The organism is Streptomyces tibetensis, from assembly GCF_007655005.1.
Taxonomy (GTDB): Bacteria; Actinomycetota; Actinomycetes; order Streptomycetales; family Streptomycetaceae; genus Streptomyces; species Streptomyces tibetensis.
Map to the genome: position 1 here is coordinate 108,130 of NZ_SZVW01000002.1, position 26,016 is coordinate 134,145.

Annotated in this window: 23 protein-coding genes and 1 pseudogene; 12 read left to right on the plus strand and 12 right to left on the minus strand. The window is 72.2% G+C overall.

Going from position 1 to position 26,016, the window contains the following annotated elements; translation table 11 throughout:
• Window positions 1-118: 118 nt before the first annotated feature.
• The 6 genes from FDO69_RS02970 to FDO69_RS02995 form a co-directional block, all read right to left on the minus strand.
• A complete protein-coding gene (locus FDO69_RS02970) occupies window positions 119-1,498 on the minus strand; it encodes an 8-oxoguanine deaminase (RefSeq protein WP_104778018.1) in 1,380 nt (459 codons plus the stop codon).
• Window positions 1,499-1,616: 118 nt separating this feature from the next.
• The gene (gene pucL, locus FDO69_RS02975; RefSeq protein ID WP_104778019.1) at window positions 1,617-2,540 is read right to left on the minus strand and encodes a factor-independent urate hydroxylase; all 924 of its coding nucleotides are present in this window, start codon (window positions 2,538-2,540) and stop codon (window positions 1,617-1,619) included.
• 6 nt (window positions 2,541-2,546) lie between these two features.
• Window positions 2,547-2,942, minus strand: a complete 396-nt coding sequence (gene uraH / locus FDO69_RS02980; protein ID WP_104778020.1) for a hydroxyisourate hydrolase — start codon at window positions 2,940-2,942, stop codon at window positions 2,547-2,549.
• Between the two features lie 4 nt (window positions 2,943-2,946).
• Window positions 2,947-3,459, minus strand: a complete 513-nt coding sequence (gene uraD / locus FDO69_RS02985) for a 2-oxo-4-hydroxy-4-carboxy-5-ureidoimidazoline decarboxylase (RefSeq protein WP_104778021.1) — start codon at window positions 3,457-3,459, stop codon at window positions 2,947-2,949.
• Window positions 3,460-3,593: 134 nt separating this feature from the next.
• Window positions 3,594-3,962, minus strand: coding sequence for a helix-turn-helix domain-containing protein (locus FDO69_RS02990; RefSeq protein ID WP_104778022.1), 369 nt, complete (start codon window positions 3,960-3,962; stop codon window positions 3,594-3,596).
• Entirely contained in the window at window positions 3,959-4,210 is a 252-nt protein-coding gene (locus tag FDO69_RS02995) for a YkoF family thiamine-binding protein (RefSeq protein WP_104778023.1), read from the minus strand. The genes FDO69_RS02990 and FDO69_RS02995 overlap by 4 nt, the downstream gene beginning before the upstream one ends.
• Window positions 4,211-4,368: 158 nt before the next feature.
• Here FDO69_RS02995 and FDO69_RS03000 point away from each other — a divergent pair, with 158 nt between their 5' ends.
• The 5 genes and pseudogenes from FDO69_RS03000 (at window position 4,369) to FDO69_RS03020 (ending at window position 7,959) form a co-directional block, all read left to right on the plus strand.
• A complete protein-coding gene (locus tag FDO69_RS03000) occupies window positions 4,369-5,190 on the plus strand; it encodes a TIM barrel protein (RefSeq protein WP_104778024.1) in 822 nt (273 codons plus the stop codon).
• 25 nt (window positions 5,191-5,215) lie between these two features.
• Window positions 5,216-6,106 (plus strand): 2-hydroxy-3-oxopropionate reductase, encoded by an 891-nt coding sequence (locus FDO69_RS03005; protein ID WP_104778025.1) that lies wholly within the window; start codon window positions 5,216-5,218, stop codon window positions 6,104-6,106.
• 268 nt (window positions 6,107-6,374) lie between these two features.
• A pseudogene (locus FDO69_RS03010) lies at window positions 6,375-6,647 on the plus strand (catalase-related domain-containing protein); the annotation flags it as partial.
• Between the two features lie 307 nt (window positions 6,648-6,954).
• Entirely contained in the window at window positions 6,955-7,191 is a 237-nt protein-coding gene (locus FDO69_RS03015) for a hypothetical protein (protein ID WP_167526512.1), read from the plus strand.
• A 156-nt stretch (window positions 7,192-7,347) separates the two neighbouring features.
• On the plus strand, window positions 7,348-7,959 hold the full coding sequence (locus FDO69_RS03020; RefSeq protein ID WP_104778027.1) for a DUF2207 domain-containing protein: 612 nt from the start codon (window positions 7,348-7,350) through the stop codon (window positions 7,957-7,959).
• An 86-nt stretch (window positions 7,960-8,045) separates the two neighbouring features.
• Here the strand turns inward: FDO69_RS03020 and gcl are convergent, their stop codons facing one another.
• On the minus strand, window positions 8,046-9,830 hold the full coding sequence (gene gcl, locus FDO69_RS03025; RefSeq protein WP_104778028.1) for a glyoxylate carboligase: 1,785 nt from the start codon (window positions 9,828-9,830) through the stop codon (window positions 8,046-8,048).
• Between the two features lie 209 nt (window positions 9,831-10,039).
• Here gcl and FDO69_RS03030 point away from each other — a divergent pair, with 209 nt between their 5' ends.
• Both FDO69_RS03030 and FDO69_RS03035 read left to right on the plus strand, forming a co-directional pair.
• A complete protein-coding gene (locus FDO69_RS03030) occupies window positions 10,040-10,912 on the plus strand; it encodes a hypothetical protein (RefSeq protein WP_104778029.1) in 873 nt (290 codons plus the stop codon).
• Window positions 10,913-10,957: 45 nt separating this feature from the next.
• Window positions 10,958-11,473 carry a GNAT family N-acetyltransferase gene (locus FDO69_RS03035; RefSeq protein WP_104778030.1) on the plus strand — a complete coding sequence of 172 codons (516 nt, stop codon included), beginning with the start codon at window positions 10,958-10,960 and terminating at the stop codon, window positions 11,471-11,473.
• Between the two features lie 18 nt (window positions 11,474-11,491).
• Here FDO69_RS03035 and FDO69_RS03040 read toward each other — a convergent pair whose 3' ends face one another.
• On the minus strand, window positions 11,492-13,078 hold the full coding sequence (locus FDO69_RS03040) for an AMP-binding protein (protein WP_104778031.1): 1,587 nt from the start codon (window positions 13,076-13,078) through the stop codon (window positions 11,492-11,494).
• Window positions 13,075-14,754, minus strand: coding sequence for an AMP-binding protein (locus FDO69_RS03045; RefSeq protein WP_104778032.1), 1,680 nt, complete (start codon window positions 14,752-14,754; stop codon window positions 13,075-13,077). The genes FDO69_RS03040 and FDO69_RS03045 overlap by 4 nt, the downstream gene beginning before the upstream one ends.
• A gap of 126 nt (window positions 14,755-14,880) precedes the next feature.
• On the opposite strand from FDO69_RS03045, the gene FDO69_RS03050 reads away from it, so the two are divergent.
• The 3 genes from FDO69_RS03050 (at window position 14,881) to FDO69_RS03060 (ending at window position 19,743) form a co-directional block, all read left to right on the plus strand.
• On the plus strand, window positions 14,881-15,690 hold the full coding sequence (locus FDO69_RS03050) for a helix-turn-helix transcriptional regulator (protein ID WP_104778033.1): 810 nt from the start codon (window positions 14,881-14,883) through the stop codon (window positions 15,688-15,690).
• Window positions 15,691-15,894: 204 nt separating this feature from the next.
• Entirely contained in the window at window positions 15,895-18,747 is a 2,853-nt protein-coding gene (locus FDO69_RS03055; protein ID WP_104778034.1) for a helix-turn-helix transcriptional regulator, read from the plus strand.
• 204 nt (window positions 18,748-18,951) lie between these two features.
• Window positions 18,952-19,743: a S1 family peptidase gene (locus FDO69_RS03060; protein WP_104778035.1), complete on the plus strand. Its 792-nt coding sequence runs from the start codon at window positions 18,952-18,954 to the stop codon at window positions 19,741-19,743.
• Between the two features lie 115 nt (window positions 19,744-19,858).
• Here the strand turns inward: FDO69_RS03060 and FDO69_RS03065 are convergent, their stop codons facing one another.
• Complete coding sequence (locus FDO69_RS03065; RefSeq protein ID WP_104778036.1) at window positions 19,859-20,974, minus strand: winged helix DNA-binding domain-containing protein; 1,116 nt, start codon at window positions 20,972-20,974, stop codon at window positions 19,859-19,861.
• Window positions 20,975-21,866: 892 nt separating this feature from the next.
• Here FDO69_RS03065 and FDO69_RS03080 point away from each other — a divergent pair.
• Entirely contained in the window at window positions 21,867-22,436 is a 570-nt protein-coding gene (locus FDO69_RS03080; RefSeq protein WP_104778474.1) for a cysteine hydrolase family protein, read from the plus strand.
• Between the two features lie 171 nt (window positions 22,437-22,607).
• On the opposite strand, the gene FDO69_RS03085 is transcribed toward FDO69_RS03080, so the two are convergent.
• Entirely contained in the window at window positions 22,608-24,017 is a 1,410-nt protein-coding gene (locus FDO69_RS03085; RefSeq protein ID WP_104778037.1) for a DUF1996 domain-containing protein, read from the minus strand.
• Between the two features lie 123 nt (window positions 24,018-24,140).
• The gene (locus FDO69_RS03090) at window positions 24,141-24,872 is read right to left on the minus strand and encodes a flavodoxin family protein (RefSeq protein WP_104778038.1); all 732 of its coding nucleotides are present in this window, start codon (window positions 24,870-24,872) and stop codon (window positions 24,141-24,143) included.
• Window positions 24,873-24,996: 124 nt separating this feature from the next.
• Here FDO69_RS03090 and FDO69_RS03095 point away from each other — a divergent pair, with 124 nt between their 5' ends.
• Complete coding sequence (locus FDO69_RS03095) at window positions 24,997-26,001, plus strand: NAD-dependent epimerase/dehydratase family protein (protein ID WP_104778039.1); 1,005 nt, start codon at window positions 24,997-24,999, stop codon at window positions 25,999-26,001.
• Window positions 26,002-26,016: the final 15 nt, after the last annotated feature.

Genomic DNA, 26,016 nt, shown 5'->3' on the forward strand with positions numbered 1-26,016 from the left:
GTGGCCGTTCCGGGGCGCGCGCGTGGACGCGCACCCCGGAGACGACCGCCGTGGACCCCGCTCGGGTCCACGGCCACCGGCCGGGAGCCGTCCCTCCCGGCCGGAGTCATCCGGGTGGTCAGGCCTCGGCGGCGATCCTCGCCAGCCGCTGGGCCTCGTCGCGCGTGGCGCGGGCGATGGCGTCCTCGTCGGCCGTGAGCAGCCGCCCGTCCTCGACGATCTGCCGGCCGTTCACGAAGGAGGCGGTGACCGGGGCGGCCGCGCCGAAGACCAGGGCGGTCACCGGGTCGGCGATGGAGGCGTGGGCGAGCGTGTCCAGCTTCCACAGCACCAGGTCGGCGAGCTTGCCGGGCTCGAGGGAGCCGGTCTCCGCGGCCCGGCCGAGGACCTGGGCGCCGCCGTACGTCCCGAGACGCAGGGCCTGACGGGCGTTCAGCGCTGACTCCTTGTGGCCGCCGAGGCGGTTGATGAGGAGGGCGTTGCGCAGCTCGGTGTGGAGTTCGCCGGACTCGTTGGAGGCGGTGCCGTCGACGCCGAGGCCCACGGGGACGCCGGCCGCGAGCATGTCGGGGACCCGGGCGATCCCGGCGGCGAGGCGGGCGTTGGAGGACGGGCAGTGCGCGACGCCGGTGCGGGACCGGGCGAAGGCGGCGATGTCGGAGTCGTTCATGTGGACGCAGTGCGCCATCCACACGTCCTCGCCGAGCCAGCCGGTGGACTCGAAGTAGTCGGTCGGGCCCATGCCGAACAGTTCGTGGCAGAACTTCTCCTCCTCCACGGTCTCCGAGCCGTGGGTGTGCAGCCGGACCCCGAGGCGGCGGGCCAACTGGGCACCGTCGCGGAGCAGTTCCGTGGAGACGGAGAAGGGCGAGCAGGGCGCGACGGCGACCTGGGTCATGGCGTCGAAGGAGGAGTCGTGGTGCTGCCGCACGGTCTCCTCGGTGGCGGCCAGCGCACCGTCGAGGGTCTCCACGGCGAAGTCCGGGGGCAGGCCGCCGTCCTTCTCGCTGCGGTCCATGGAGCCGCGGGCGAGGGTGAAGCGGACGCCCATGTCGCGGGCGGCGCCGATGATCGCGCCGGAGAGGTCGCCGGAGCCCCGCGGGAAGACGTAGTGGTGGTCCATGGCGGTGGTGACGCCGCCGCGGGCCATCATCGCGAGGGAGCCCTGGGCGGCCGCGCGGACCATGGGCTCGTCGATGCGCGCCCAGGTCGGGTACAGCGCGACGAGCCAGTCGAAGAGGTTGTGGTCCGTGGCCAGGCCGCGGGTGATCCACTGGTAGAAGTGGTGGTGGGTGTTGATCAGGCCGGGCGTCACGAGGTGGCCGGAGGCGTCGATACGGCGTACGACGTTCTCCAGGCCCTCGGGGGCCGCGCCCGCGCCGAGCGACTCGATGCGGTTGCCGGCGAGGACGACGTGCCCGGAGGCGTACTCGGTGTCGTGTCCGTCGACGGTCGCGATCGCGCAGTTCTCGATGACGATGCGCCGGTCTGCTGCCATGGTTCGTCCCTTTTCACGAGGTGTGCTGAATCAGAGAGGGCACGGCAGGACCCCGGGAGATTTGAGTGCCGTGGCCGGGAGAAGGGTTCCCCGGCCACGGGTGCCGAAAGAGGGAACCTCAGAGGTCCGTGAGGTCCACGGGGATCCGCGCCTCGCATCCGTCCCGCAGGATCGTCGCCTCGATCAGGCCGTAGGGGCGGTCGGCGGCGTAGTACACCTCATTGTCGTTCTTCAGCCCGAACGGCTCCAGGTCCACCAGGAAGTGGTGCTTGTTGGGGAGGGAGAAGCGGACCTCGTCGATCTCGCTGCGGTTGTCGATGATCCGCGAACCCATCTGGTACAGGGTCTGCTGGAGCGAGAGCGAGTACGTCTCGGCGAAGGCCTGGAGCATGTGCTTCTTCACCTGCTCGTAGGACTTCTCCCAGTTGGGCATGCGCTGCTCGTCGTCGGTCCAGTTGAACCGCCAGCGACCGGAGACCTCGGTGGCCAGGATGCGGTCGTAGGCCTCCTTCAGGGTCGTGTACTTGTCCTTGACGTAGCCCCAGAACTCGGAGTTGGTCGAGTTCATCACGACCAGGTCCTTCAGGCCGGAGACGACCTCCCACGACGAGCCGTCGTAGGTGATCTGGGTGAGCCGCGTCTCCTGGCCCTTGCGGACGAAGGAGTGCTTGGCCTCGTCGGCGCCGATGGACTGCGAGGTGGCGTCGGAGGCCTCGATCCGCTCCCAGGCGTACTCCTCGATGCGGATCCGGGCCCGGTGGATCGGCTCCTGGCCGGTGACGAAGTGCCGGGCGAGGTGGATGCCGAACTGCTCGGCGGACTCGATGCCGTGTTCCTTGGCGAACGCGTACACCGTGTTCTTGGTGGTGTCGGTCGGCAGGACGTTGGCGTTCGAGCCGGAGTAGTGGACCTCGTCCATGTCGCCGCTCAGCGAGACGGAGACGTTGAGGTCCTTGATGTGGTGGGTGGCGCCGTCCCGCGTGATCTTGACGACTCGGTTCTCGGCCTTGCCGTACTGGTTCTGTCCCAGAATGGTGGGCATCTGTAGCTAGCTCCCTCGGTATACGGAGTAGCCGAACGGGTTGAGCAGCAGCGGTACGTGGTAGTGCTCGCCCGGTACGACGGCGAACGTGATCGCCACCTCCGGGAAGAACACACCGGCGCCGCTGTCCCGATTCGCGGGGGCGTCCTGCTGCGCATCGGCTTGCTGGTCGGTGAAGTAGGGCTCCACGGCGAAGTCGAGCCGTACGTGGGTCGTTCCCTCCGGCAGGGCCGGCAGATCCTTGCACCGCCCGTCCGCGTCGGTCGCCGAGCCGCCGAGCTCCTGCCAGTCCGCGGTCCGGCCGGTGCGGGCGGACAGCCGGACGGCGACGCCCTCGGCGGGGCGGCCGACGCTGGTGTCCAGGATGTGCGTGGACACGGACGCGGTGGTGCTGGTGCTCATGGGGTCAGGCTTCCTCTTCGACGAGTCGGGCCAGGCGGATGCGGTTGATCTTCCCCAGTTCGGTGCGGACGATCTCCCGCTCCCGCTCCGGTGTGTTGCCGAGCCGTTCCCTGACCGCGTCGCGCATCTGCTCGCCGGTCCGGCCGGTGGCGCAGATCAGGAAGACATGGCCGAACCTCTCCTGGTAGGCGAGGTTCAGTTCCAGCATCTCCGCCCTGAGTGCGTCGGAGGCGCCGGCCATGCCGCGCTGCTCCCGGGCCGAGGTGGGGTCACCGGGCTTGGGACGGCCGATGGGCGGGTGGCCGGCCATCGCCTCGTCGAGGTCGGCGGCCGTCAGCTCCGCCATGGCGGCGTCGCTCGCGGCGTACAGGTCCTCGCAGGTGGCGTAGGGGCGGGCGGCCAGCAGGCGCTTCGCCCACGCCGTGGCGGCGCACGCCTCGTGGAGGGCGGTGAAGGCCGCGTGCTCCTCGAGGGTGTTGAACCGGGTCAGGCCCGGCGGCGTGGAAGGGGACGTCACGGGAGCCTCCGTGGCCGGATTCGGCCGTCGTGCTGAACGGGCGTGCCGATAGCTAACGCCCTCCCGCGACAGCGCGTCAACAGTTTGTTGAAAATTCGGTGGCGCGAAACCCGACCGATACACCCGGGGCCGGGTCAGGCCCCCTTCTCGCGGTTGAGGTAGTTGTAGACGGTGAAGCGGCTGACGCCGAGGGCGCTCGCCACGGTCTCCACCCCGTGCCGCACGGAGAAGGCGCCGCGCGCCTCGAGTACCCGCACGACCTCCTGCTTGGCCCTGCGGTCCAGATCGGCCAGTGGCATGCCCTTGCGGCGCTCCATGGCGGCCAGGATGTGATCGAGGGAGTCGGCGAGCTGGGGCAGCCGTACGGCGACGGCGTCCCTGCCCTCCCAGGCCAGGACGACGTCATCGGGGCCGGCCTCGTCGGGCGGGATCATCTCGCCGCCCATGGCGTCCACCAGGGGTTTCACGGCCGCGATGAACGGCTCGTCCCCCGCGCCACTCACGCCCCGCCCTCCTCGACCACGTTGACCTGGAGCGAGACGCGGGTGGCACCGGCCTCCAGGGACTTGCGGAGCAGGGCGTCCACAGCGGTGAGCACCGCGTCGGCACCGCCCTCCGCGGTGTTGCCGAACGGGCCCACGTCGACGGCGTCCAGCTCGGCTGCCTCCACGACCTCGCGGGCCACCACCGCGTGCGCGGGCGCCTCGTCCAGGTCGAACGGCTCGGTCGTGAACTCCACTCTCAGTCGCACGCGCTCAACCTAACGCGCGGGACGGACTTTCCGGCAGCCCCTCTTGACAGCCCTCGCACCCCGCAGGCAATCTTCCGTTAAGCAGAAACGAGATTCCGCAATACGGAATAAGCCGTGGAAGGCCCACCACGGCGGACAAGGAAGGGAGCGCCGCCCCGATGGGATTCGCAGACCAGCGCTTCAACGTCAACCTGTCGATCCTCTTCACGGAGCTCCCCCTCCTGGAGCGTCCCGCGGCGGCCGCCGCTGCGGGCTTCACCGCGGTCGAGCTGTGGTGGCCCTGGGTCGACTCGCCGGTCCCCGAGCGGTCCGAGCTCGACGCCCTGAAGCGCGCGATCGAGGACGCCGGCGTCCGGCTCACCGGCCTGAACTTCTACGCCGGGCGGCTCCCGGGCCCGGACCGCGGAGCTTTGTCGGTCCCCGGCGAGGAGTCGGAGCGGTTCCGCGCCAACATCGACGTGGCCGCCGACCTCGCCGCCTCCCTGGGCTGCACGGCGCTCAACGCCCTGTACGGCAATCGGGTCGAGGGCGTGGACCCGGCCGAGCAGGACGCGCTCGCGCTGGAGAACCTGGCCCTCGCAGCCCGGGCCGCCGACCGGATCGGCGCGATCCTGCTGATCGAGGCGCTCAACAGGCCGGAGTCACCCCGGTACCCGCTGGTGTCCGCGCCCGCCGCCGTCGAGGTCGTCGACAAGGTCAACGAGGCGACGGGGCTCGGCAATGCGCGCTTCCTCATGGACCTCTACCACCTGTCCATGAACGGCGAGGACCTCCCGTCGGTGATCGAGCGGTTCACCCCGAAGACCGGCCACGTCCAGATCGCCGACAACCCCGGCCGTGGCGCGCCGGGCACGGGCTCGCTGCCCCTCGAAGACCTCCTCGACCAGCTCACGAAGGCGGGCTACGACGGCTGGGTCGGCCTCGAGTACAAGCCGGGCGACCGCCCGAGCGCCGAGGCATTCGGCTGGCTGTCCCGCTGACCCCGTATCCGAAAGGCACCCCATCATGAGCACACTCCCCAAGGTCGCCTGGATCGGACTCGGCATCATGGGCTCCCCCATGTCCGAGAACCTGATCAAGGCGGGCTACCAGGTCACCGGCTACACACTGGAGCAGGACAAGCTGGACCGCCTGGCCGCCGCCGGCGGTACCGCCGCCGGCTCGATCGCCGAGGCCGTGAGGGACGCCGACGTCGTCATCACGATGGTTCCCGCGTCCCCGCAGGTCGAGGCCATCGCCTACGGCCCCGACGGCATCCTGGAGAACGCCCGGACCGGCGCGCTGCTGATCGACATGTCCTCGATCACGCCCCAGACCTCGGTCGACCTGGCGAAGGCGGCGAAGGACAAGGGCATCCGCGTCCTGGACGCTCCGGTGTCCGGCGGCGAGGCAGGTGCCGTCGAGGCCGTACTGTCCATCATGGTCGGCGGCGAGCAGGCCGATTTCGACGCCGCGAGGCCGATCCTCGATGCGCTCGGCAAGACCATCGTGCTGTGCGGTCCGCACGGCTCCGGCCAGACGGTCAAGGCCGCCAACCAGCTGATCGTCGCCGTGAACATCCAGGCGTGCGCCGAGGCCGTGGTCTTCCTGGAGAAGTCCGGCGTGGACCTGAAGGCCGCCCTGGACGTCCTCAACGGGGGACTCGCCGGCTCGACCGTGCTGACCCGCAAGAAGGACAACTTCCTCGGCCGCGACTTCAAGCCGGGCTTCCGGATCGACCTGCACCACAAGGACATGGGCATCGTCACGGACGCCGCCCGCAACGTCGGCGCGGCCCTGCCCGTCGGTGCCGTGGTCGCCCAGCTGGTCGCGAGCCTGCGTGCGCAGGGCGACGGCGGCCTCGACCACTCGGCGCTGCTGCGGGCCGTGGAGCGGCTCTCCGGCGCACAGCTCTGACCACCTCTCCGACCTGCTCCCGGCCCCCGTAGCCGGGGCCCCCGATCCCCGGGCGGCGCCGCCGCTGACACCTGTCCTGTCGCGCCCAGAGCGGCGGCGCCGCCCGGAACCAGCCATGCCCACCGCTTCAACAAACTGTTGACGCTCCGACACACCGGTCCCGGGCTCCCCGAAGCGGAACCATATTTCCGCTGGGACCGCTGCCGGGCGCACTCTCGTACGGAAGGTCACGATGTCGCAGCGCGTGCTCACCACCGCCTTCCAGCGCCCCCTGTCGGCGCCGCTGCCGGTGACCGGCCGGACCGGCACCTACGAGGCGCCCCTGCACACCGAGGACGACGACTTCTTCCAGGCCGACGGGCTGTTCCGGCTGATGTCGGCCGAGGAGAAGTCCCGCCTGATCGCGAACATCGCGGGCGGCCTGTCGAAGGTCTCCCGCGACGACGTGATCGAGGAGAACCTCGCGCACTTCCACGCCGCCGCCGACCCCGGGTACGGGCGGCGTGTGGAGGAGGCGGTCCGCGCCCTGCGCGAGGACTGAACTCCCTGACCGTGTCCGACCGCCCGGGGCGACCCGGATGAGGGGTGGTCCCACCGGGCACGGACACGGTCAGGGCGCGGACCGCGGCGGCTGCGAGCCAGTGCGGTGGTGAAGGGCCCGGACCGGCTTCTCGACCTGAGGGAAACCGGCCCGGAGCCCGTCGCACCCGCCGCGGTCCCAGCACCACCCACCCCTCTCCCGGACCCCGTCCGGCGGCGCGAACGTCCTGTCGCGCCCAGCCTCGCGCCGCCGGACGGCCAAGCCCTCTCAGGGTGCGGATCGGGCCCGTTCGCAGCAGCCTGAAGGCATGGCACCTCCCACCGAGCAACCGCACGTCGTGGTGCACGCTCCCGCCCTGGACGGCTCCCGCCGGGTGACCCTGGGCGAGGAGCCGCTGGGCGTCGCCACCCACACCGACGACGTCGCCGAGATCCTGCGCCTGGCCGACCTGTACGTCACCGACGTCGCCGAGAGCGACCTCGTGGAATGGCAGGGCGGCGGTCCGGACGACTGGCCGGGGCTGTCGGAGCACCACGAGGCGTGAGCGCGTCTGCGTCACCGGTCGTACTGCCCGTACGGAACCCTCAAATCTACCTCTGAACCCGGCCCCGGGGGCTTCAACCGCCCCCGGGGCCGGGCACATTCCCGGCACACGGGCCCGCCGGCACGGGGGGGCGGGCCCCGGTACGGGGGTGAAGCCATGAGCGACGGCACGGCGGTCCGGCTGGAGCCGCACGAGATCGCACTGCTGGGGGACGGCCCGCGGGCCGCCGTCACCGTCGCCGTGGTGGACCTGCATCTGCGGGGCCTGGTGGAGCCGGACCTGCCCGGCACGATCCGGGCGCGCGCCGGCCACGACCCAGGGGCGGATCAGCCGCCCTCTCCCCTGGCCGCCGCGGTGCACGCCCGTCTGCGCACGCCCGCGGCTCCCACGGCTTTGGTGAAGGATCCCGACATCCGGCTCGCGGTGGCCCTCATGCGCATCCCGCTCGCGGAGGCGGGCCTGCTGCGCCGTCCGCTGCTCGGCGCGACCCGCGCCGCCCGCCGCCATGTCCGGGACCTGCGGCGCGAGCACCCCATGCCGGCGAGCAGGCACGGCCTGACCGACGGTGAACGGCTGGTGCTGGTCGCCCTGCACGGCGAGGCGGCCCTGCGGCTGCTGGTGCCGCGCTTCGCCCTGCGGGCGGGTCTGGTCCGCCGGGCCGAGGTGGGCGGCGCGGCCCTCCTCAAGGACCCGCCGCACGGTACGAACGGCGGTGGCGGCGCCTTCCTCTCCTGCGGCGGGGGCGGTGGAGGCGGAGGCGGCGAGTGAGGTGCCGGCGCCCTTCGAGGGGGCCTGGAACGCGTGAGGGGCGGCTCGTCCTCCCGGACGGGGCCGCCCCTTCTGCCGCGCAGGTCTCAGACCTTCAGCGGTTTGATCGACGTCGGGGCATGGCCCGGCTCCGTGGCGATCTCCTCGAACTCCACGACGTTGCCGATGTCGTTGGTCGTCGACATGGAGATGTTGGTGACGCGCTCCAGGATCGCCTCGACGACGACCGGGACCCGGTACTCCGCGGCCAGCTTCTTGGCCTGCTCGAAGGCGCCGCCCAGCTCGGCGGGGTCGGTGACGCGGATCGCCTTGCAGCCGAGCCCCTCGGCGACCTTCACGTGGTCGACGCCGTAGACGCCGAGCTCGGGCGAGTTGAGGTTCTCGAACTCCAGGTTGACCTGGAAGTCGATCTCGAACGCCCGCTGTGCCTGCCGGATGAGGCCCAGGTAGGAGTTGTTCACCAGGACGTGGACGTACGGGATCCGGTGCTGCGCGCCGACCGCGAGTTCCTCCAGCATGAACTGGAAGTCGTAGTCGCCGGAGAGGGCGACGACGGAGGCCTCCGGGTCGGCCTTGGCGACGCCGAGCGCGGCCGGGACGGTCCAGCCGAGCGGTCCGGCCTGGCCGCAGTTGATCCAGTGGCGGGGCCGGTAGACGTGCAGCATCTGGGCGCCGGCGATCTGCGAGAGGCCGATGGTGGAGACGTACCTGGTGTCCGGGCCGAAGGCCTTGTTCATCTCCTCGTAGACGCGCTGCGGCTTGATCGGGATGTCGTCGAAGTGCGTACGGCGCTGGAGGGTCGCCTTGCGCTCCTGCGCGGCCCCGGCCCACACGGAGCGGTCGGGGAGCGCGCCGGCGGCCTTCAGCTCGCGGGCGACCTCGACGAACAGCTCCAGGGCGGCCTTGGCGTCGGAGGCGATGCCGTAGTCCGGGGCGAAGATCTTGCCGATCTGGGTGGGCTCGATGTCGACGTGGACGAACGTTCGCCCGGCCGTGTAGACGTCGAGCCTGCCCGTGTGGCGGTTGGCCCAGCGGTTGCCGATGCCGAGGACGAAGTCGGACTCGAGGTAGGTCGCGTTGCCGTAGCGGTGCGAGGTCTGCAGGCCCACCATGCCGGCGTTCAGCTCGTGGTCGTCGGGCAGGATGCCCCAGCCCATCAGGGTCGGGACGACCGGGGTCCCGGTCAACTCGGCGAACTCGACGAGGAGTTCGGCGGCGTCGGCGTTGATGATGCCGCCGCCCGCGACGATCAGCGGCCGCTCGGACGCGTTGAGCATCCCGATCGCCTTCTCGATCTGGGCGCGGGAGGCGGCGGGCTTGTAGACCGGGAGCGGCTCGTAGGTCTCCGGGTCGAACTCGATCTCCGTCAGCTGGACGTCGATCGGCAGGTCGATGAGGACCGGGCCGGGGCGGCCGGAGCGCATCAGGTGGAAGGCCTGCTGGAAGACGCCCGGGACCTGCGCGGCCTCCAGCACGGTGACGGCCATCTTGGTGACCGGCTTGGCGATGGAGGCGATGTCGACGGCCTGGAAGTCCTCCTTGTGGATCACGGCGGTCGGGGCCTGGCCCGTGATGCACAGGATCGGGATGGAGTCGCCGGTCGCCGAGTACAGCCCCGTGATCATGTCGGTGCCGGCCGGGCCCGAAGTGCCGATGCAGACCCCGATGTTGCCGGGGTGGGTGCGGGTGTAGCCCTCGGCCATGTGCGAGGCGCCCTCGACGTGCCGGGCGAGGGTGTGGGCGATGCCGCCCGAGGCTTTGAGCGCCGCGTAGAACGGGTTGATCGCCGCGCCGGGGACACCGAACGCGTCGGCGACGCCCTCGCGCTTGAGGATCTCAACTGCCGCGCGGGCAGCGGTCATTCGAGCCATCGAGTACTCCTGCTTCGGCTGTCGGATTCGCACTCCCGTCGCGCCCCGCGGTGAGCTCTTCCGTATTGCGGAAATTGTTTTCTACAATCTGGAATGAATGTATGTGGGGCGGACGACGGGCGTCAAGAGACGGAAAGCGCCGGACAGGGCGGGGCCCGAGGGAGCACGATGGGCACGCTGTCCCGATACGACACGGTTCTGGAGTGGCCATGGCCGAGACCGTTGCGGTGCGCTGCCCGGCCTGCCGCCGCGAGCACCGCTACACGGCACCGGCGTACCCGTGCGCCTGCGGTGCGCCGGTCGCCCCGCGACTGGACCGGGACGGTACGGCGACGCCCGTCTCGCACCGGGTCTGGCAGGACGACTGGGTGACGGTGCGGTGCGGCTCCTGCGGGCGACGCGGCGAGTGGCCGCGCCCGGAGGTGGGGTGTTCGTGCGGAGTGGTGCTGCGGGTGGCGGTGGTGGCGGAACGGGGTACGAGGGGGTGGGCAGCTGCGGGTGACGGGAGCGGAACGGCAGCCGCCCAGGCCCCGGAGACCGGCCAGGACGCAACGGCAGCCGACCAGGACAACCAGCAGGGCTCAACCGAACAGCCCGCCCGCAAGCGCGCAGCCGACCAGCACGGCACGCCCGGGACGCACGACACGACGCCCGGTCCGCGAGATGCCGCGGCCGTCGCCGCCGAGGCGCGTCCCGCCCGGCCCCCCTTCCTCTCGGTCACGATCCGCACCGCGCGCGACGCCGTCACGGCCACCGCCCTGTATCTGCGCTGGCTCGGCTACCGGGGTGTACGCAGGGCGGACCAGCGCCCGCCCTCCGGCATCGGTCTCGCCGCCCGCGGTGTCGTCGCGCAGGTGGACCCGGCGGTGCGCCCGGCGACCCTCAGGGACGTCGAATGCCTGTGGCTGACGGCCATGACGGAGTCCGCGGACTGCCTCTACTTCGCCCTCGCCGGATACGCCGACGACGCCCGGGCCCGCGCCGACACCCTGGGCGTCGCCTTGTTCGTCCTCGACCTCACCGGCACGCCGAGGCCGGTGAACGCCCCGGCCGAGATGCTGGCCGCCACCGGCGCCGGGTAGCGGAGCACCCTGACCCCGGGCCCCACGGCCCCGCATACTCACCGCATGCGTATCCGCCTCGCCACCCGAGCCGAACTCCTGGCCCTCCAGGCCATCGAACGGGCCGCCGGAGCCCCCTTTCGTGAGCTCGGCATGCCGGAGATCGCGGACGACGAACCGCCCGCGCTCGACGTACTGGAGCGCTACCGCCGGGCGGGCCGCTGCTGGGTCGCGGTGGACGAGGGGGACGAGGGGGACCTGCCGGCCGCCTACCTCCTCGCCGAACCCGCGGACGGCGCCCTGCACATCGAGCAGGTCTCGGTCCACCCGCGCGCCGCACGCCGGGGCGTGGGCCGCGCCCTGTTGGCCCACGCCGCCGACCGCGCCCGCGAGGAGGGCCTGACCGCCCTGACGCTGACCACCTTCACGGACGTCCCGTGGAACGCCCCGTACTACGCCCGCCTCGGCTTTCGGCCCCTCCCCGAAGCGGACCTCACGCCCGGCCTCCGTGCGATCCGCGCGGAGGAGGCGGCGCACGGCCTGGACCGCTGGCCGCGGGTGTGCATGCGCGCCCCGCTGTGACCGGCGGGGCCGCGCCCCTCAGCCGTCCGCGAACCGTTCCCGCAGCTCCACCTTGCGCACCTTCCCCGACACCGTCATCGGGAAGGAGTCGAGGATTTGCACCCGGCTCGGGAGTTTGTAGTGCGCCAACCGCCCCTCGCAGAAGGCACGGAGCTCCTCCAGCGTGGGCGGGTCGTCCGGGTCGCGCGCGATGACACAGGCCAGGACCTCCTCGCCGTAGCGTTCGTGCGGGACGCCGACGACCTGGACGTCCTGGATCTTCGGATGACCGTAGAGGAACTCCTCGATCTCACGGGGGTAGATGTTCTCCCCGCCCCGGATGATCATGTCCTTGATGCGGCCGACGATCTCGACGTAGCCGTCCTCACGCATCACGGCGAGGTCGCCCGTGTGCATCCAGCGGCCTGCGTCGACGGACTCGGCGGTCTTCTCCGGCTCGTTCCAGTAGCCGAGCATCACGCTGTAGCCGCGGGTGCACAACTCGCCCGCCGTGCCGCGCGGTCGGGTGACGCCCGTGGCCGGGTCGACGACCTTGACCTCGATGTGCGGCAGGACGCGGCCCACCGTGCCGGTGCGGTGCTCCAGGTCGTCGTCCCTGCGGGTCTGCAGGGACACCGGGGAGGTCTCGGTCATGCCGTAGCAGATGGAGACCTCGGCCATGTGCATCTCGGCGACCACCCGCTTCATCACTTCCACCGGGCAGGGCGAGCCCGCCATGATGCCGGTGCGCAGCGAGGAGAGGTCCCAGGAGGCGAAGTCGGGGAGGTTCAGCTCCGCGATGAACATGGTCGGGACGCCGTAGAGCGAGGTGCAGCGCTCCTGCTGGACCGCCTCCAGGGTCGCCCTCGGGTCGAAGGACGGGGCGGGGATGACCATGCAGGCGCCGTGCGAGGTGGCAGCCAGATTCCCCATGACCATGCCGAAACAGTGATAGAACGGGACAGGGATGCAGATTCTGTCCTGCTCGGTGTAGGCGATCAACTCCCCCACGAAATAGCCGTTGTTGAGGATGTTGTGGTGGGAGAGGGTCGCGCCCTTCGGGAAGCCCGTCGTGCCCGACGTGTACTGGATGTTGATCGGGTCGTCACAGGAGAGTGCGTCGTACGTCGCGTCGGTGGTCGCCCGCCCGAGCAGCGCCTCCCAGCTCGGGTCGCCGAAGTAGACCACCTCGCGCAACTCCGGCAGCGCGCCGCGGACCTGCTCGACCATCGCCCGGTAGTCGCTCGTCCTGTGGCTCAGGGAGGCGAACAGCAGGGACACGCCCGCCTGCTTCAGGACGTACTCCACCTCGTGGGTGCGGTACGCCGGGTTGATGTTCACCATGATCGCGCCGATGCGGGCGGTGGCGTACTGGACGAGCACCCACTCGGGGCAGTTGACCGCCCAGATGCCCACCCGGTCGCCCTTGGCGACGCCGGAGGCGTACAGGGCCGAGGCCAGTTCGCCGACCGCCGCGCCGAACTCGGCGTACGTCCAGCGCCGCCCGGACGGCACGTCGACCAGTGCCTCGCGGTCCGGCCACATGGCGACGGCGCGGTCCAGGTTGGCCCCGATGGTGTCGCCCAGCAACGCCGTCCCGCTGGTGCCGTGACTGTAGGAACTCACCGGAAGTCCTCCTCGCGGTACTCGGCGTCCGAGCCGGCCGCCGTGGCCTCACGCAGCTCGATCCGCCGGATCTTGCCGGAGACGGTCTTGGGCAGGTCGGCGAACTCCAGGCGGCGGATGCGCTTGTAGGGGGCCAGCACCTCGCGGGAGTGCTCGAACAGGACCTTGGCGGTGTCGGGGCCCGGCTGCCAGCCCTCGGCCAGCACGACGTACGCCTTGGGGACGGCCAGCCGCAGCTCGTCCGGGGCGGGGACGACCGCTGCCTCGGCCACCGCCTCGTGCTCCAGCAGCGCGCTCTCCAGCTCGAACGGGCTGATCTTGTAGTCGGAGGCCTTGAAGACGTCGTCGCTGCGCCCGATGTACGTCAGGTAGCCCTCGTCGTCCCTGGAGGCGACATCGCCGGTGCGGTAGTACCCGCCGGCCATCGCCTCGGCCGTCCGGTCCGCGTCGCCGTGGTAGCCGGCCATCAGGCCGACGGGACGGTCGGACAGGTCGAGCGCGATCTCGCCCTCCGCCGCGCCCGGTGCGCCGGACACGGGGTCGAGGAGTTCGACGCGGTAGCCGGGGCTCGGCCGGCCCATCGAGCCGGTCTTGAGCGGCTGGCCGGGGCTGTTGGCGACCTGGACGGCCGTCTCGGTCTGGCCGAAACCGTCCCGGATGGTGAGGTGCCAGGCCCGGCGGACCTGCTCGATGACCTCCGGGTTGAGCGGCTCGCCGGCCGCGACGACCTCGCGGGGCGGGGTGCGCAGCTGCGTCAGGTCGGCCTGGATGAGCATGCGCCACACGGTCGGCGGGGCGCAGAAGGTGGTGACGCCCGCCCGGTCCATCTCGGTCATGAGACGGACGGCGTCGAAACGCGTGTAGTTGTGCAGGAAGACCGTCGCCTCGGCGTTCCACGGGGCGAAGAGATTGGACCAGGCGTGCTTGGCCCAGCCGGGTGAGGAGATGTTCAGGTGCACGTCCCCGGGTTTCAGGCCGATCCAGTACATGGTCGACAGATGGCCGATCGGGTACGACGTGTGGGTGTGCTCGACGAGTTTGGGCCGGGCCGTGGTGCCCGAGGTGAAGTAGAGCATCAGCGGGTCGTCGGCCCGGGTCGGGGCGTCGGGGGTGAAGGCGGCGGAGGCACCGTGGGCGTCGTCCAGCGGCAGCCAGCCCGCCGGCACGGCCCCGGCGGCGCCCGCGGCGATGCGCGTGTAGTCCCCGGGGACCTCGGCGAACTTCGCGGTGTCCTCGGGGCGTGCGATGACGTGCCGGACCCGGCCGCGTTCGACGCGGTCACGCAGGTCCGCGGGGCCGAGCAGCGGGGTGGCCGGGATGACCACCGCGCGCAGTTTCATCGCGGCGAGGGCGGTGATCCACAGTTCGGCCTGGTTGCCGAGCATGACGAGGATCCGGTCCTCGGCGCGCACGCCCCGCTCACGCAGCCAGGTGGCGAACCGGTTCGACCGTACCGACATCTCCCCGAAGGACAGCCGGGTCTCGCGGCCGTCCTCCTCGACGAGGTGCAGGGCGGTGCGGCCGTTGCCGTCGGCGATCACGTCGAACCAGTCCAGCGCCCAGTTGAAGTACTCGGGGCGTGGCCAGCGGAAGCCCTCGTAGGCGGTCGGGTAGTCCTCGCGGTGTTCGAGCAGGAAATCCCGCGCGTCGCGGAACAGCTCCGTCGCCGATGTCATCTGTCCTCCTGGGTGCCGGACCATTGCCGGGCGGCTCTGAGCCATCGTGTAATCCGTGATGCAGGTCTCACTACCCCCGAACGGGGGGTGCGCCCGCACAGGAGCCGTGACGAAGGGGCGGATCAGGTGACGACGGACGCGTCCGACGCGGTCGAGATACGCAGCGCGCTGCTGCGCCTGCGGCGGGGCACCGGCCTTCCCGTCGCCTTCGGCGGCCTGCTGGAGGCCGGGCAGCAGATGCGTATCAGCGAACTGAGCGGCACGGCGACGCACGCCCTGCGCTCGCTGGTGGTGACCTCCGGCACCGGCCTCGGCGGCAAGACGGTGGCACTGGCCCGGCCGTGCGTGGTGACGGACTATTCGGTGTCGCGGCAGATCAGCCACGAGTACGACGCCCCGGTGGCCGCGGAGGGGCTGCGTTCGGTGCTGGCCGTGCCTGTGGTGGTGCGGCACCGGGTGCGCGGGGTGCTGTACGGGGCGCTGCGCACGTCCCAGCCGCTGGGCGGGCGGATGCTGGACGCGGCCATGGAGGCGGCGCGGGACCTGGAGCGGGCACTGGTCGTCCGGGACGAGGTCCGCACGCTCGCCGCCGGGGCCGGAGCGGGCCCGGGGTGGGAGCGGGTGCGGGAGGCGCACGCGGCCCTGCGCGCGCTGGCCCCGCGGATCGCGGACCCCGAGCTGCGTGCGGAGGTGCACGAGGTGTGTGCGCTGCTGACGGCCGAGTCCGCCGGGCCGGCGCGGGTCAGGCTCGCACCGCGCGAGGTGGACGTCCTGGCGTGCGTGGCGGCGGGGGCGACGAACGCGGCCGCCGCGGAGCGCCTCGGCGTGACGCCGGAGACCGTCAAGGGGTACCTGCGGTCGGCCATGCGGAAGCTGCGGGCCCGCACCCGCGGCGAGGCCGTGGTCGCCGCGCGCCGGGCGGGGTGGTTGCCATAGGTTTGTGGTGTTTTCTGTGATGCCTGCGCGAGTGCTTCGCCGAGGGGCCCCGGAGAGGGCGCCGACCCCGTCTTCCGGGGCATTCGGGAGTCCGCTGAATTCTGCCGCCGTCACGTGTTGTTATTTCCCTCACGAGGTCGTCCCTCCGAAATTCAAAGAACCGTTGCCTAATATTGGCCAGGACACGACACAGGGAGGGGAGCGGTGACCGTACGACGGGACTTCCAGGAGCCTCCCAGGAGCCGCCCCGACCTGGTCATCGGCCGGGAGGATCTGTTCACCGCGGCGCGTGAGCAGCTCGGCCGAGGGGGCAGTGTGCTGCTCCACGGACCCGCCGGAATAGGAAAGTCGACGGTGCTGCGGGCGCTGGCCGCGGATTACGGCGGTGCGGACCGGACGGTGTTGCGGTGCTCGGCGACCGAGTCGGAATCCCACCTGCCCTTCCTGGCGCTGGCCGACCTGTTCGGGCTGGTCCTGGACGACGTGTCCGGTGCGCTGCCCGGCGCCCAGCGCACCGCCCTGGAGTCGGCGCTCACCGGCCGTGGCGAGTCCACGCTCCAGCGGGACGGGCTCGCGCTGCGCCTGGCGGTGCTGTCGGCGCTGCGCGTCCTCGCCGCGAAGGGCCCGGTGCTCGTGGTCGCCGACGATCTGCAGTGGCTGGACGCCGCCAGTGCGGAGCTGCTCGGTTTCGCGGCCCGCCGGCTGGGTGACACGCCCGTGCAGATGCTGTGCGCGGTGCGGACCGAGGGCCAGGAGTACGACCGCCACCTGCCCGCGTCCCCGCCCGACACGCTCGCCGTCCGGCTGGGCCCGCTGAACCGTACGCAGGTCTCCGCACTGCTCGACCACCGCGGCTACACGCCCCTGTCCCGCTCCACGATCCGCGACATCCACCGCACCAGCGGCGGCAACCCGCTCTTCGCGCTTGAGCTGGGCAGGGCCCTGGCCGAGAGCCCGGCCCGGCCCCGGCCGGGCGAGCCGCTGCCCGTGCCCACCTCGCTGCGGGCCCTGGTGCTGAGCCGGCTGGAGATGCTGTCCGACGAGGCGCGCCGCACGCTCCTCGTCGCCAGTGCCGGTGCCCGTCCCACCCTGGCGCTGCTGCACGCGGCCGGGCGGGAGCACGCCGAGGCCGAGACGGCCCAGGCGGCGGCCCTGGGGCTGCTGGCCACGGACCCCGAGGCGCCGGCCCTGCGGTTCGCGCATCCGCTGATCTCGGCCGCGCTCTACGCGGAGGCCCCGGCGCAGGAGCGGCGGGCCGCGCACGCCGCGCTGTCGACGGCGGCCTCCGACCCGATCGAGCGGGCCCGACACCTGGCCCTGGCGACCACCGGCACCGACCCCGAGGTCGCGGCCCGGCTCGCCGAGGCCGGTGCGCTGGCCCGGGACCGCGGGGCGCCCTCCATGGCCGCCTCGCTCGGGCTGCTCGCCGCCCGGCACACCCCGGCGGACAGCACCCCCGGCCCCGACGAGCGGCGTCTGCTGGCCGCGGAGGACGCGATCACCGCCGGCGAGGCCGATCTCGCCCGGGACATCGCACGCGACGTACTGACGCGTGCCACCGTGCCCGCCGAGCGGGTCCGGGCCTGGATGGTGGTCATCGAGGCGGCCGGGCAGGCCCTCGGCGAGGTCGACGCCGTCTTCCCGCAGGTCCTGGCCGACGCGGGGGACGACCCGTGCCTGCTCGCGCAGGTCCACTACCAGCTGGCCTGGCGCGGCCTGGTCGTCGAGGGGGACTTCGCCGAGGCCCGCCAGGAGGCCGCGCACGCGGCGGAGCTGGCCGCCCGCGGCGGGGACCGGCGCACCGAGCTGATGGCGCTGTCCTTCCAGGCCTCGACGGAGACCCTGATGGGCCACCCGGACGCCCCCGTGACCGTCAAACGGGCCCTGAAGGAGCCCCAGGACCCGTACGTGGCCTGCCACCACAACGGCGCCGGGTCGGCCCGGTTCCGCTGGCTGATCATGAGCGACCAGCTGCCCGAGGCGCGGGCGACCATCACCGCGCTGCTGCGTGAGGTGCGCCGGCGCGGCATGGTCGAGAGCGAGGTGCACTTCCTGCGCTTCCTCGCCGACACGGAACTGCGCTCCGGGCACTGCGGCCGGGCCCTGGACCTGTCCCGCGAGAGCCTGCGGCTCGCCCGGGACGCCGGGATCGGCGAGGGCGCCTCGGCCATGCTGGCCTCCCTCGCGGAGGCCTCGGCCGGGGACGTCGACCGGGCCCTGGCCCTCGCCCGCGAGGCGGCGGACCACGCCGAGGTCGACGGCGACCAGATGTACCTCTCCCGGGCTCTCGCGGCTCTGGGCTACGCCCAGTTGGTGGCCGGCGACCCGGCCGCCACCGTCCGTTCGCTGCGCCGGGTGCGGGAGTTGGAGCAGGGCCTCGGCATCAACGACCCCGGGCGCGGGCGCTGGCACGGTGACCTCGCCGAGGCGCTGGTCCGCATCGGGGAACCGGGTGAGGCCCAGGACGTCATCGACACCACCCGGGCGCACGCGCTGCGGCTGGGCCGGCAGAGTGTGCTGGCCGTCCTGGACCGGGCCGAGGCGCTGGTGCGGGCGGCACGCGGCGAACACGAGGCCGCCGCCGTCCGGTTGACGTCCGTGCAGGACCGGCTCGGCCGGCTCGGGTACGGGCTGGAGGAGGCCCGGGCCGCCTTCGCGCTGGCCCGCCTGCGTGCCCAGGCCGCGGCCTCCCCCCGCCCCGGGGCCAGGCCGCTGCCGGGGCCGGTGTCGTACGACGAGGCCGCGCGGCTGTTCCGGCGCTGCCGCGCGCTGCCCTGGCTGCGGCAGGTCGACGCCGCCGCCACGGCCGGCCCCACGGCGGTGGAACCGGCCGCCGCCGCGCCGCCCGTCGCCCTGGACGCGCTGGAGGGGCTCGCCGCGATGGAGCGTCAGGTCGCCTCGCTGGTGATGGAGGGTGCGACCAACCGGGAGATCGCGGCGCGCCTGTTCATCAGCGTCAAGACCGTCGAGGCGACCCTGACCCGGGTCTACCGCAAGCTCGGGATCCGCTCCCGGGTGGACATCGTCCGGCTGGCCGCGGGCCGCCGCACGACCTGACCCCACCTGGGTTTACGGCGCCGGACCGAGGGTTATCCCTGCCCAACTCCCTTAGGGGGTTCCCTCATTGGGAGCCACCTCGTCGTGGCTCTAGCTTTGGGGCGTGCCGCTCGCCGGACACACGGAGATCCGAACAAAGGCGTCAGGGTCACCGTGCACCACCACCCGCGCGACCCCCCACCGGCAACTCCCCGAGGAGACCCCATGTTCGGGCTCAACGCTGCCAAGAAGGCCGCCGCCGCCGTCGCGGCGACCGCCGCCGCCGCCACGACCGCGCTGCTCGCCGCCCCCACGGCCGTCGCCGCGCCCCAGCCGATCGTCGGGGGCACCACGACCACGGCGTCCGCGTACCCGTTCGTCATGCAGATCACGGACGCCTCGCAGAACCAGTTCTGCGGTGGCACGCTGGTCTCGCCCACGAAGGTCGTCACCGCCGCGCACTGCATGGTCGGCGAGACCACGAGCAGCGTGCGCGTCGTCGGTGGCCGCACCTACCTCAACGGCACCAACGGCACCGTCAGCAGAGTCAGCAAGATATGGATCCACCCGAGCTACACCGACGCCACCAACGGCGACGACGTGGCCGTGCTGACGCTGTCGACGTCGATGCCGTACACCACGGCGAAGTACGTCTCCGCCTCCCAGACCTCGGTGTACGCGGCCGGCTCCACCGCCCGCATCCTCGGCTGGGGCACCACCGCCTCGAACGGCAGCAGCTCCAACCAGCTGCGCACCGCGACCGTACCGACCGTGTCCGACTCCAGCTGCGGAAGCTCCTACGGCTCCCAGTTCGTGAAGAGCGACATGGTGTGCGCCGGATACACCGCCGGCGGCGTGGACACCTGCCAGGGCGACAGCGGCGGCCCCCTGCTCATCGGGGGCGTCCTGGCAGGCATCACTTCCTGGGGCGAAGGCTGCGCCCAGGCCGGTTACCCGGGTATCTACACCCGGCTGACCACCTTCTCCAACCTGGTCACGACGCAGGTCAACTCGTGACCGCCCACTAGCTCCTGAGTATCCCTCAGGTGATTGACCGGGGGGCGTTGCGGGCCTCCACGAGCGGCCCGCAACGCCCCCTATCCATGTCGCGACGCAACCTGGTGCCGCGGCTCTAGGTCCGTACGACGCCGAACCGGACGTCGTGCGACGACCCCGGGTGCATGACGCGCAGCATCCGCTCCCCCTCGGCGGTGACGTCGTCCCTCTGGCTCCGGGAGAGCCGGTCGAAGGGCTCGATCACGAGCGCGTCCTCCTCCAGCCGCCACAGCCCCGCGAGGAAGCCGTCGACGAGGAGCGTGCGGTAGGCCATGTTGCCCTTCCACGAGCGGCCCCGGTGCTCGGGCGGGATCACGCGGCTGCGGTCGGCGTGCGAGAGCAGCAGGTTGTCGAACTCGGGGAGGAAGCGCGGCGGTGCCGGGGTGTCGGGGTCGGGGCGGGAGGCGTCGGGGAGGTCGAAGAGCTCGACGCCGGCTTCGTCCCGGAAGGTCACGAGCTGCGGCCGGAGACGTTCGAAGGCGTCGCGCAGACGCGTCATGCCGGCCCAGGTCTGCATGTCCTGCACCGAGGCCGGGCCGAAGGCGGCGAGATAGCGCAGGACGACCGCGTCGGGCGTGGGCGCCGGCTGTGCGGGCCGGCCGAGCCAGTGCTCGGCGGTGGTGAGACTGACCTGCCCGCTTCGCCCCCACAGACCGCGCGGCGTCACCTGCACCAGCGGCAGGCGGCAGCGCGCGGCGACGGCCAGGGCCTGCGGATCGGCGTCGGGCCACTCCTTGAGCAGGGCCTCGCGCAGTTGCCCCATGGTGCGGGGCTCGGTCTCGACGAGGTCGCGGGCGAGCCCGGCCAGCCGGTCCAGGTCGACCCCGGCCAGGCCTTTGCGGAAGGTGACGAGCTCCCGGTCGCGGGCGGGCTGCACCAGCGGCCGCAGGGTGAGGCAGTCGTCCGCGGTGTGGGTGTGGATCGTGGAGCGCATCGTGACGATCCGGACGGCCTCGCGGTCGGCCATCAGCCGGGACAACGCCTCGGGGGCGAACCCGTCGAGCCGGGCGGCGAGCGCGTAGTACGGCGGTTTGACGTTCTGCGCCTGGAGGCCGAGCAGGTGCTCGACGGCCGCCGCGACGGAGCGCCGGGAGCGGCGCAGGAGCAGCTGCCGGTCGAGGGTCGCGCGGTTGAGGGCCCGCGCGTCGAGCAGGGGTGCCGTGCCGGTGACGCTCCGCTTGGTGTTCGTCATGTGAGGCACGGTAGCGGGACTTGCGGACAGGTTCTGGCCGCGACTGAAGGGTCCGGCCGACCAGGCTCCCGTTCTCTTCGGCCGCGTGTCCTGCCCGTGTCCCGCTGCGCGTCCTGCCCGTGTCCCGCTGCGTGTCCTGCCCGTGTCCCGCTGCGTGATCACTCGTACGTACGCTCGACCGAGAGGCAGCCGGGACGCCCGAGCGACCCGCCCGCCCCGCCGAGGAGACCGCCTGCCGAGGAGACCTGGCCCGCAGACCTGGCCCGCCGAGGGAGACCCGGCCCGGCGCGACGAGTCGCTCCGCCGAGGAGAGCCGGCCGGGCAAGGAGAGCAAGCCCGCGGCATCGCCGCAGCCGGTGAAACCGCCCTTCCCGCACAGCGCTCCGGCGCCGCGCCGTGGCCTCGCCGCAGCGGCCTTCCTCCCCGTCGTCCTCCGTCGGCACCCTGCCGGGTCGGGGCGTCCTGGGCGGCGATCCTGTTCGCCCCGACTGGGTGTGGCGCCCCGAGGCTGCCGCGCAACGGGTACAGGGCGGCCCTGTCGACTTCTGCCTGTGGGTCACCCGGCGTCGCCCCTGGTCCGAGACCGATGACGGCGACCGGCGTGGACGCACAGAAGTGGCTGGAGGTGGCCCGCGTCTTCCTCTGAGGCGGACGTCGCCGACTTTCTGCACGAGGCGGCCCACGACCCGGGGTGGATTAACCGCGACGCCGTCCTCACGGACCGACGACGCCCGGGCGGATCGTTACGTCCGCCGCGCCCCCGGGTACTCAGCAGTGCGTTCCCCGAACCCGCACCACACGCTCCACCCGGGAGATCCGATGCTTCGACCTCCACCCCGACCAGAACTCGCCGGATCCCATGAGTGACAGCACCGGACGGACGGTGGACGGCATGGCACGTGGCGCGGACCCTACGCGGTCGGCTCTGATCGTGATCGACATGATCAACACCTACGACCACGAGGACGCCGAGCTCCTCGTGCCGTCCGTCGAGCCGGTCGTGCCCGTCCTGACGGAGCTGCTCGGCCGGGCCCGGGAGGCGGACGTCCCCGTGATCTACGTGAACGACAACTTCGGCCTGTGGCGTTCGCACCACGGAGAGTTGCTGGACGCGGCCCTGTCCCAGCCGAACGCCCACCTGATCGAGCCCATCCGGCCCGACGACCGGTCGCTGTTCGTCATGAAGGCCCGCCACTCGGTCTTCTTCGAGACGCCCCTGTCCTACCTGCTGTGGAGCCTGGACGTCGGGCACGTGGTGCTGACCGGCCAGGTCACCGAGCAGTGCGTCCTGTACTCCGCCCTGGACGCGCACATCCGTCACCTGGAGGTGACGGTACCGAGGGACGCCGTCGCCTCCATCCATCCCCACCTGGCCTCCGCGGCCCTGGAGATGATGGAGCGCAACATGGGCGCCCGGATCACCACGGCGAAGGAGACCGAGTTCCCACCACGTGAGGCCTGAGGCGGCCGGGGGAACGGCCTGGAGGGCTCCTCTCGGCCTGAGCGGCTCCTTGCCGCGGGGCCTCTTCGAGCGGCTTCGACCCCGCCAGGCGCCCGGAGGCCGAGCGGTCGACGAGCCTCACGCCCTCCCCTGGTGCGAGGAACGGCTGTGACGCGGGCGGCCGCAGCGGTCTCAGCCGCAGCGACGGCCGGAATTGATGCAGGTGACGGCCTGCTTCATCAGTCGCTCGGGCATCGCGTCGATGAAGTCGCCGTGGTCGGTTATGGGCTTGTGACGCGACTCGGGGAAGCTGTCCACGGCGAAGGCGGTGCTGCCCGCCAGACCGCTGTAGGTGAGGCGCTGTACGAGCTGCGGGACCGCCTTGAAGCCGGCCGGGCACCTCCCCCGGGCGTCGGCGAAGGCGACGTGGCTGCGGTGGTTGGCGCTGTCGGTGTTCCGGCCGTCCCAGCAGCTCTGGAACCGCTCGGTGCGCACCACCTCGCTGCCCGCCGGGCAGATCGGGTACTTGTCCTTGAGCTGGACGCGGTTCTCGAAGCCGGTGCAGGACCAGGCCGCGTTGGCGTTGGCTCCGCCGTTGGCGTCGGCCTTCGCGTCACCGGTGATGATGCGCAGGAAACGCGGCATGGCGACCACCTTGGTGGTGGGGCTGCCGACGAAGGTGAGGCTCGCGGACGTGGGGGTGAGGATCTTGCCGACGTTGCCCTCTGCTCCACCGCCGGGCGAGCCCGCGTCCGCCTTCTCGACTCCGCGGCGGTCGCGCAGCACCGGCCAGTAGTAGGTCGACCGGTCGCCGTTGGTGCAGGTGGTGCGGGCCGCGGCGAGGCTGTCGTCGGTGGTGAAGGCGTCGACACCGACGGCGCCGACGTAGTCGTGGGTGTGGTGGGCGCCGTTGCCCACGCCAGGGGCGACGATCACGTTGTCGGAGTTGTGCCGTCCCTCCGCGTTGGCACCGCAGCGGGTCGTGAAGGCGCCCTTGGAGGCGTTGCGGTTGCCGCGGGGCGGGGCGGGCACGTTGCGGGCGACCTTGGTGATGTCCACGAAGTCCTCGGGCGCCGGGCCGTTGCCCGCAGCCGGGGACGGACTCGTTCCCTGCCCCTGCTCCCCCCGGCCCTTCTGCCCCTGCTGGCCCTGCTGCCCCCCTCGGGCACCCGCAAGCGTGCAGGCGGCCAGGCTGTCCAAGCCCTGCGGCCGGGGTGCGCCGGTGCGGCTGATCGCGATGGCGATGCGGTCGACGGTGGCGGCCCGCTTGTCCTTGAGGGGGCCGAGGACGGCGTTGCGCACGAAGTCCGGGCCGCCCTGGCCGCGCGTGGCGGCCAGCCGGTTGCCGGCCTCGGTGATCTGGGTCTGCAGCAGCCGCAGGTTGCGGTCGACCTCGGCACGCGCCTGCCGGGGCACGTCCGGCAGGCGGTCCGCCACGGAGGGGCAGGACAGGGGTGCGGCCGCGCGGGTGGTGGCAGGCGGGGCGTCGGTCGCGTTGGCCTGCATGGTGACCAACGCGAGTCCGACACCGCCCGCGGCCAGCCCGGCGGCCAGGACTATCGCGTTGCGGCGTGTGCGGTTGCGCCTGTGTCCCTGGTTCATGGTGACCTTTCCGTTCCCGTGTCAGGTGTGACCACCGTGACCGCTGGGACGGGGAGCGACCACCGGTTCCGGGGGCGCGTCACCATCGCGTAAGAACTGGCACCACCGGGCCGGCCCCGCCGGTCAGCGGTGCTCGGGGTTGTCCGCCCCCGGGCGGCAGCCGGCGTCCCACTGCGAGCGCTGGTTGCCGTGGGCGGGGACCCCTCCGGCGCGCTTCAGCAGGGCCGCGATGTGCATCAGGTTCCAGGTCATGAAACTGGTGTTGCGGTTGGTGAAGTCGTTCTCCGGGCCGCCCGAGTCCGGGTCCAGGTACGACGGTCCGGGTCCGGCCGCGCCGATCCAGCCCGCGTCCGCCTGGGGCGGGATCGTGTAGCCGAGGTGCTGGAGGCTGTAGAGGACGTTCATCGCGCAGTGCTTGATGCCGTCCTCGTTGCCGGTGATGAGACAACCCCCGACACGGCCGTAGTAGGCGTACTGCCCTTGGGAGTTGAGCAGCGAGGAGCAGGCGTAGAGGCGCTCGATGACCTGCTTGGTGACGGAGCTGTTGTCACCCAGCCAGATCGGCCCGGCCAGGACCAGGATGTCCGCCGCCATGACCTTCTCGTACAGCGCCGGCCAGGCGTCCGAGGCGAAGCCGTGCTCGGTCATGTCCGGGTAGACGCCGGGTGCGATGTCGTGGTCGACGGCGCGCAGCAGCTCCGTGGTCACTCCCGCCCCGTCCATGATCGACCGGCTCTTGTCGATCAGACCTTGGGTGTGGCTGCGCTGCGGAGAGGGTTTGAGGGTGCAGTTGATGTAGAGGGCGGTCAGGTCGTCGAAGCGGTGGGCCGCATCGGATGCGGAGGGTGCTGTCATGGGGGCAGGGTCTCCCACGGAGTCCGTTTTGTTCCGGTTCGGCGCACCCGGGCACGTCTTACGGAGTCATGACGTACGGCCGTGCTCCCGCGAGGCGGCGGCGGTGAGCGCCTAGCGTGCCCGTATGCGCGTACTGGTCACCGGCGGTGCCGGGTTCATCGGGTCTCATGTGGTCGCCGCCCTGCGGGAGCGCGGGCACGAGGCGATCGTGTTCGACGTGCGGGAGGATCCCGCGGCGGACGTGCGGGACCCCGCAGCGGTGGGCCGTGCCCTGGCCGATGTGGACGCCGTGTGCCACCAGGCCGCGAAGGTCGGGCTCGGCGACGGGGTCGCCGACGCGGCGGACTACGTCTCGCACAACGACCTGGGGACGGCCGTGCTGCTCGCGGCCATGGCGGAGGCGGGAGTACGCGCCCTCGTGCTCGCCGGGTCGATGGTCGTCTACGGGGAGGGGCGGTACGTGTGCGCGCGGCACGGGGTGGTCAGGCCCGGGCCGCGGGCCGTCGCCGCTCTCGACGCGGGCCGGTTCGAGCCCGCCTGTCCGGAGTGCGGGCAGGACCTCTCCCCGGGGCTGGTCCGCGAGGACGCCCCGGCCGATCCGCGGAACGTGTACGCGACGACCAAACTCGCCCAGGAGCATCTGGCCGCCGCCTGGGCCCGCTGCACCGGCGGGTCGGCGGTGTCGCTGCGTTACCACAACGTGTACGGGCCGGGCATGCCACGGGACACCCCCTACGCCGGTGTCGCTTCGTTCTTCCGCTCCGCGCTCGCGAGGGGCGAGGCCCCCCGGGTCTTCGAGGACGGGCTGCAGCGCAGGGACTTCGTGCACGTGCGGGACGTGGCGGCGGCGAACGCCGTCGCGCTGGAGGCCGAGGCCGCAGCCCGCGGCGCGCTCACCGCCTACAACACCGGCAGCGGCGACCCGCACACCGTGGGCGGGATGGCCCGGGCCCTGGCCGCCGCGTACGGCGGGCCCGAGCCGGTCGTCACGGGTGAGTACCGGCTCGGGGACGTCCGGCACATCACCGCGGACTCGTCCCGGCTGCGGGCGGAGCTGGGCTGGAAGCCCGAAGTCGGCTTCGAGGAGGGCATGAGGGAGTTCGCCCGGGCAGGGATGCGCGAGGGATGAACCCGCCGGCTGCGG

Bases quoted from the DNA above. Each gene is read 5' to 3' on its own strand.
- FDO69_RS02970 (WP_104778018.1), bottom strand. From the start codon at position 1,498: ATGGCAGCAGACCGGCGCATCGTCATCGAGAACTGCGCGATCGCGACC.
- pucL (WP_104778019.1), bottom strand. From the start codon at position 2,540: ATGCCCACCATTCTGGGACAGAACCAGTACGGCAAGGCCGAGAACCGA.
- uraH (WP_104778020.1), bottom strand. From the start codon at position 2,942: ATGAGCACCAGCACCACCGCGTCCGTGTCCACGCACATCCTGGACACC.
- FDO69_RS03000 (WP_104778024.1), top strand. From the start codon at position 4,369: ATGGGATTCGCAGACCAGCGCTTCAACGTCAACCTGTCGATCCTCTTC.
- FDO69_RS03005 (WP_104778025.1), top strand. From the start codon at position 5,216: ATGAGCACACTCCCCAAGGTCGCCTGGATCGGACTCGGCATCATGGGC.
- FDO69_RS03015 (WP_167526512.1), top strand. From the start codon at position 6,955: ATGGCACCTCCCACCGAGCAACCGCACGTCGTGGTGCACGCTCCCGCC.
- FDO69_RS03020 (WP_104778027.1), top strand. From the start codon at position 7,348: ATGAGCGACGGCACGGCGGTCCGGCTGGAGCCGCACGAGATCGCACTG.
- gcl (WP_104778028.1), bottom strand. From the start codon at position 9,830: ATGGCTCGAATGACCGCTGCCCGCGCGGCAGTTGAGATCCTCAAGCGC.
- FDO69_RS03030 (WP_104778029.1), top strand. From the start codon at position 10,040: ATGGCCGAGACCGTTGCGGTGCGCTGCCCGGCCTGCCGCCGCGAGCAC.
- FDO69_RS03035 (WP_104778030.1), top strand. From the start codon at position 10,958: ATGCGTATCCGCCTCGCCACCCGAGCCGAACTCCTGGCCCTCCAGGCC.
- FDO69_RS03045 (WP_104778032.1), bottom strand. From the start codon at position 14,754: ATGACATCGGCGACGGAGCTGTTCCGCGACGCGCGGGATTTCCTGCTC.
- FDO69_RS03060 (WP_104778035.1), top strand. From the start codon at position 18,952: ATGTTCGGGCTCAACGCTGCCAAGAAGGCCGCCGCCGCCGTCGCGGCG.
- FDO69_RS03065 (WP_104778036.1), bottom strand. From the start codon at position 20,974: ATGACGAACACCAAGCGGAGCGTCACCGGCACGGCACCCCTGCTCGAC.
- FDO69_RS03080 (WP_104778474.1), top strand. From the start codon at position 21,867: ATGGCACGTGGCGCGGACCCTACGCGGTCGGCTCTGATCGTGATCGAC.
- FDO69_RS03085 (WP_104778037.1), bottom strand. From the start codon at position 24,017: ATGAACCAGGGACACAGGCGCAACCGCACACGCCGCAACGCGATAGTC.
- FDO69_RS03090 (WP_104778038.1), bottom strand. From the start codon at position 24,872: ATGACAGCACCCTCCGCATCCGATGCGGCCCACCGCTTCGACGACCTG.
- FDO69_RS03095 (WP_104778039.1), top strand. From the start codon at position 24,997: ATGCGCGTACTGGTCACCGGCGGTGCCGGGTTCATCGGGTCTCATGTG.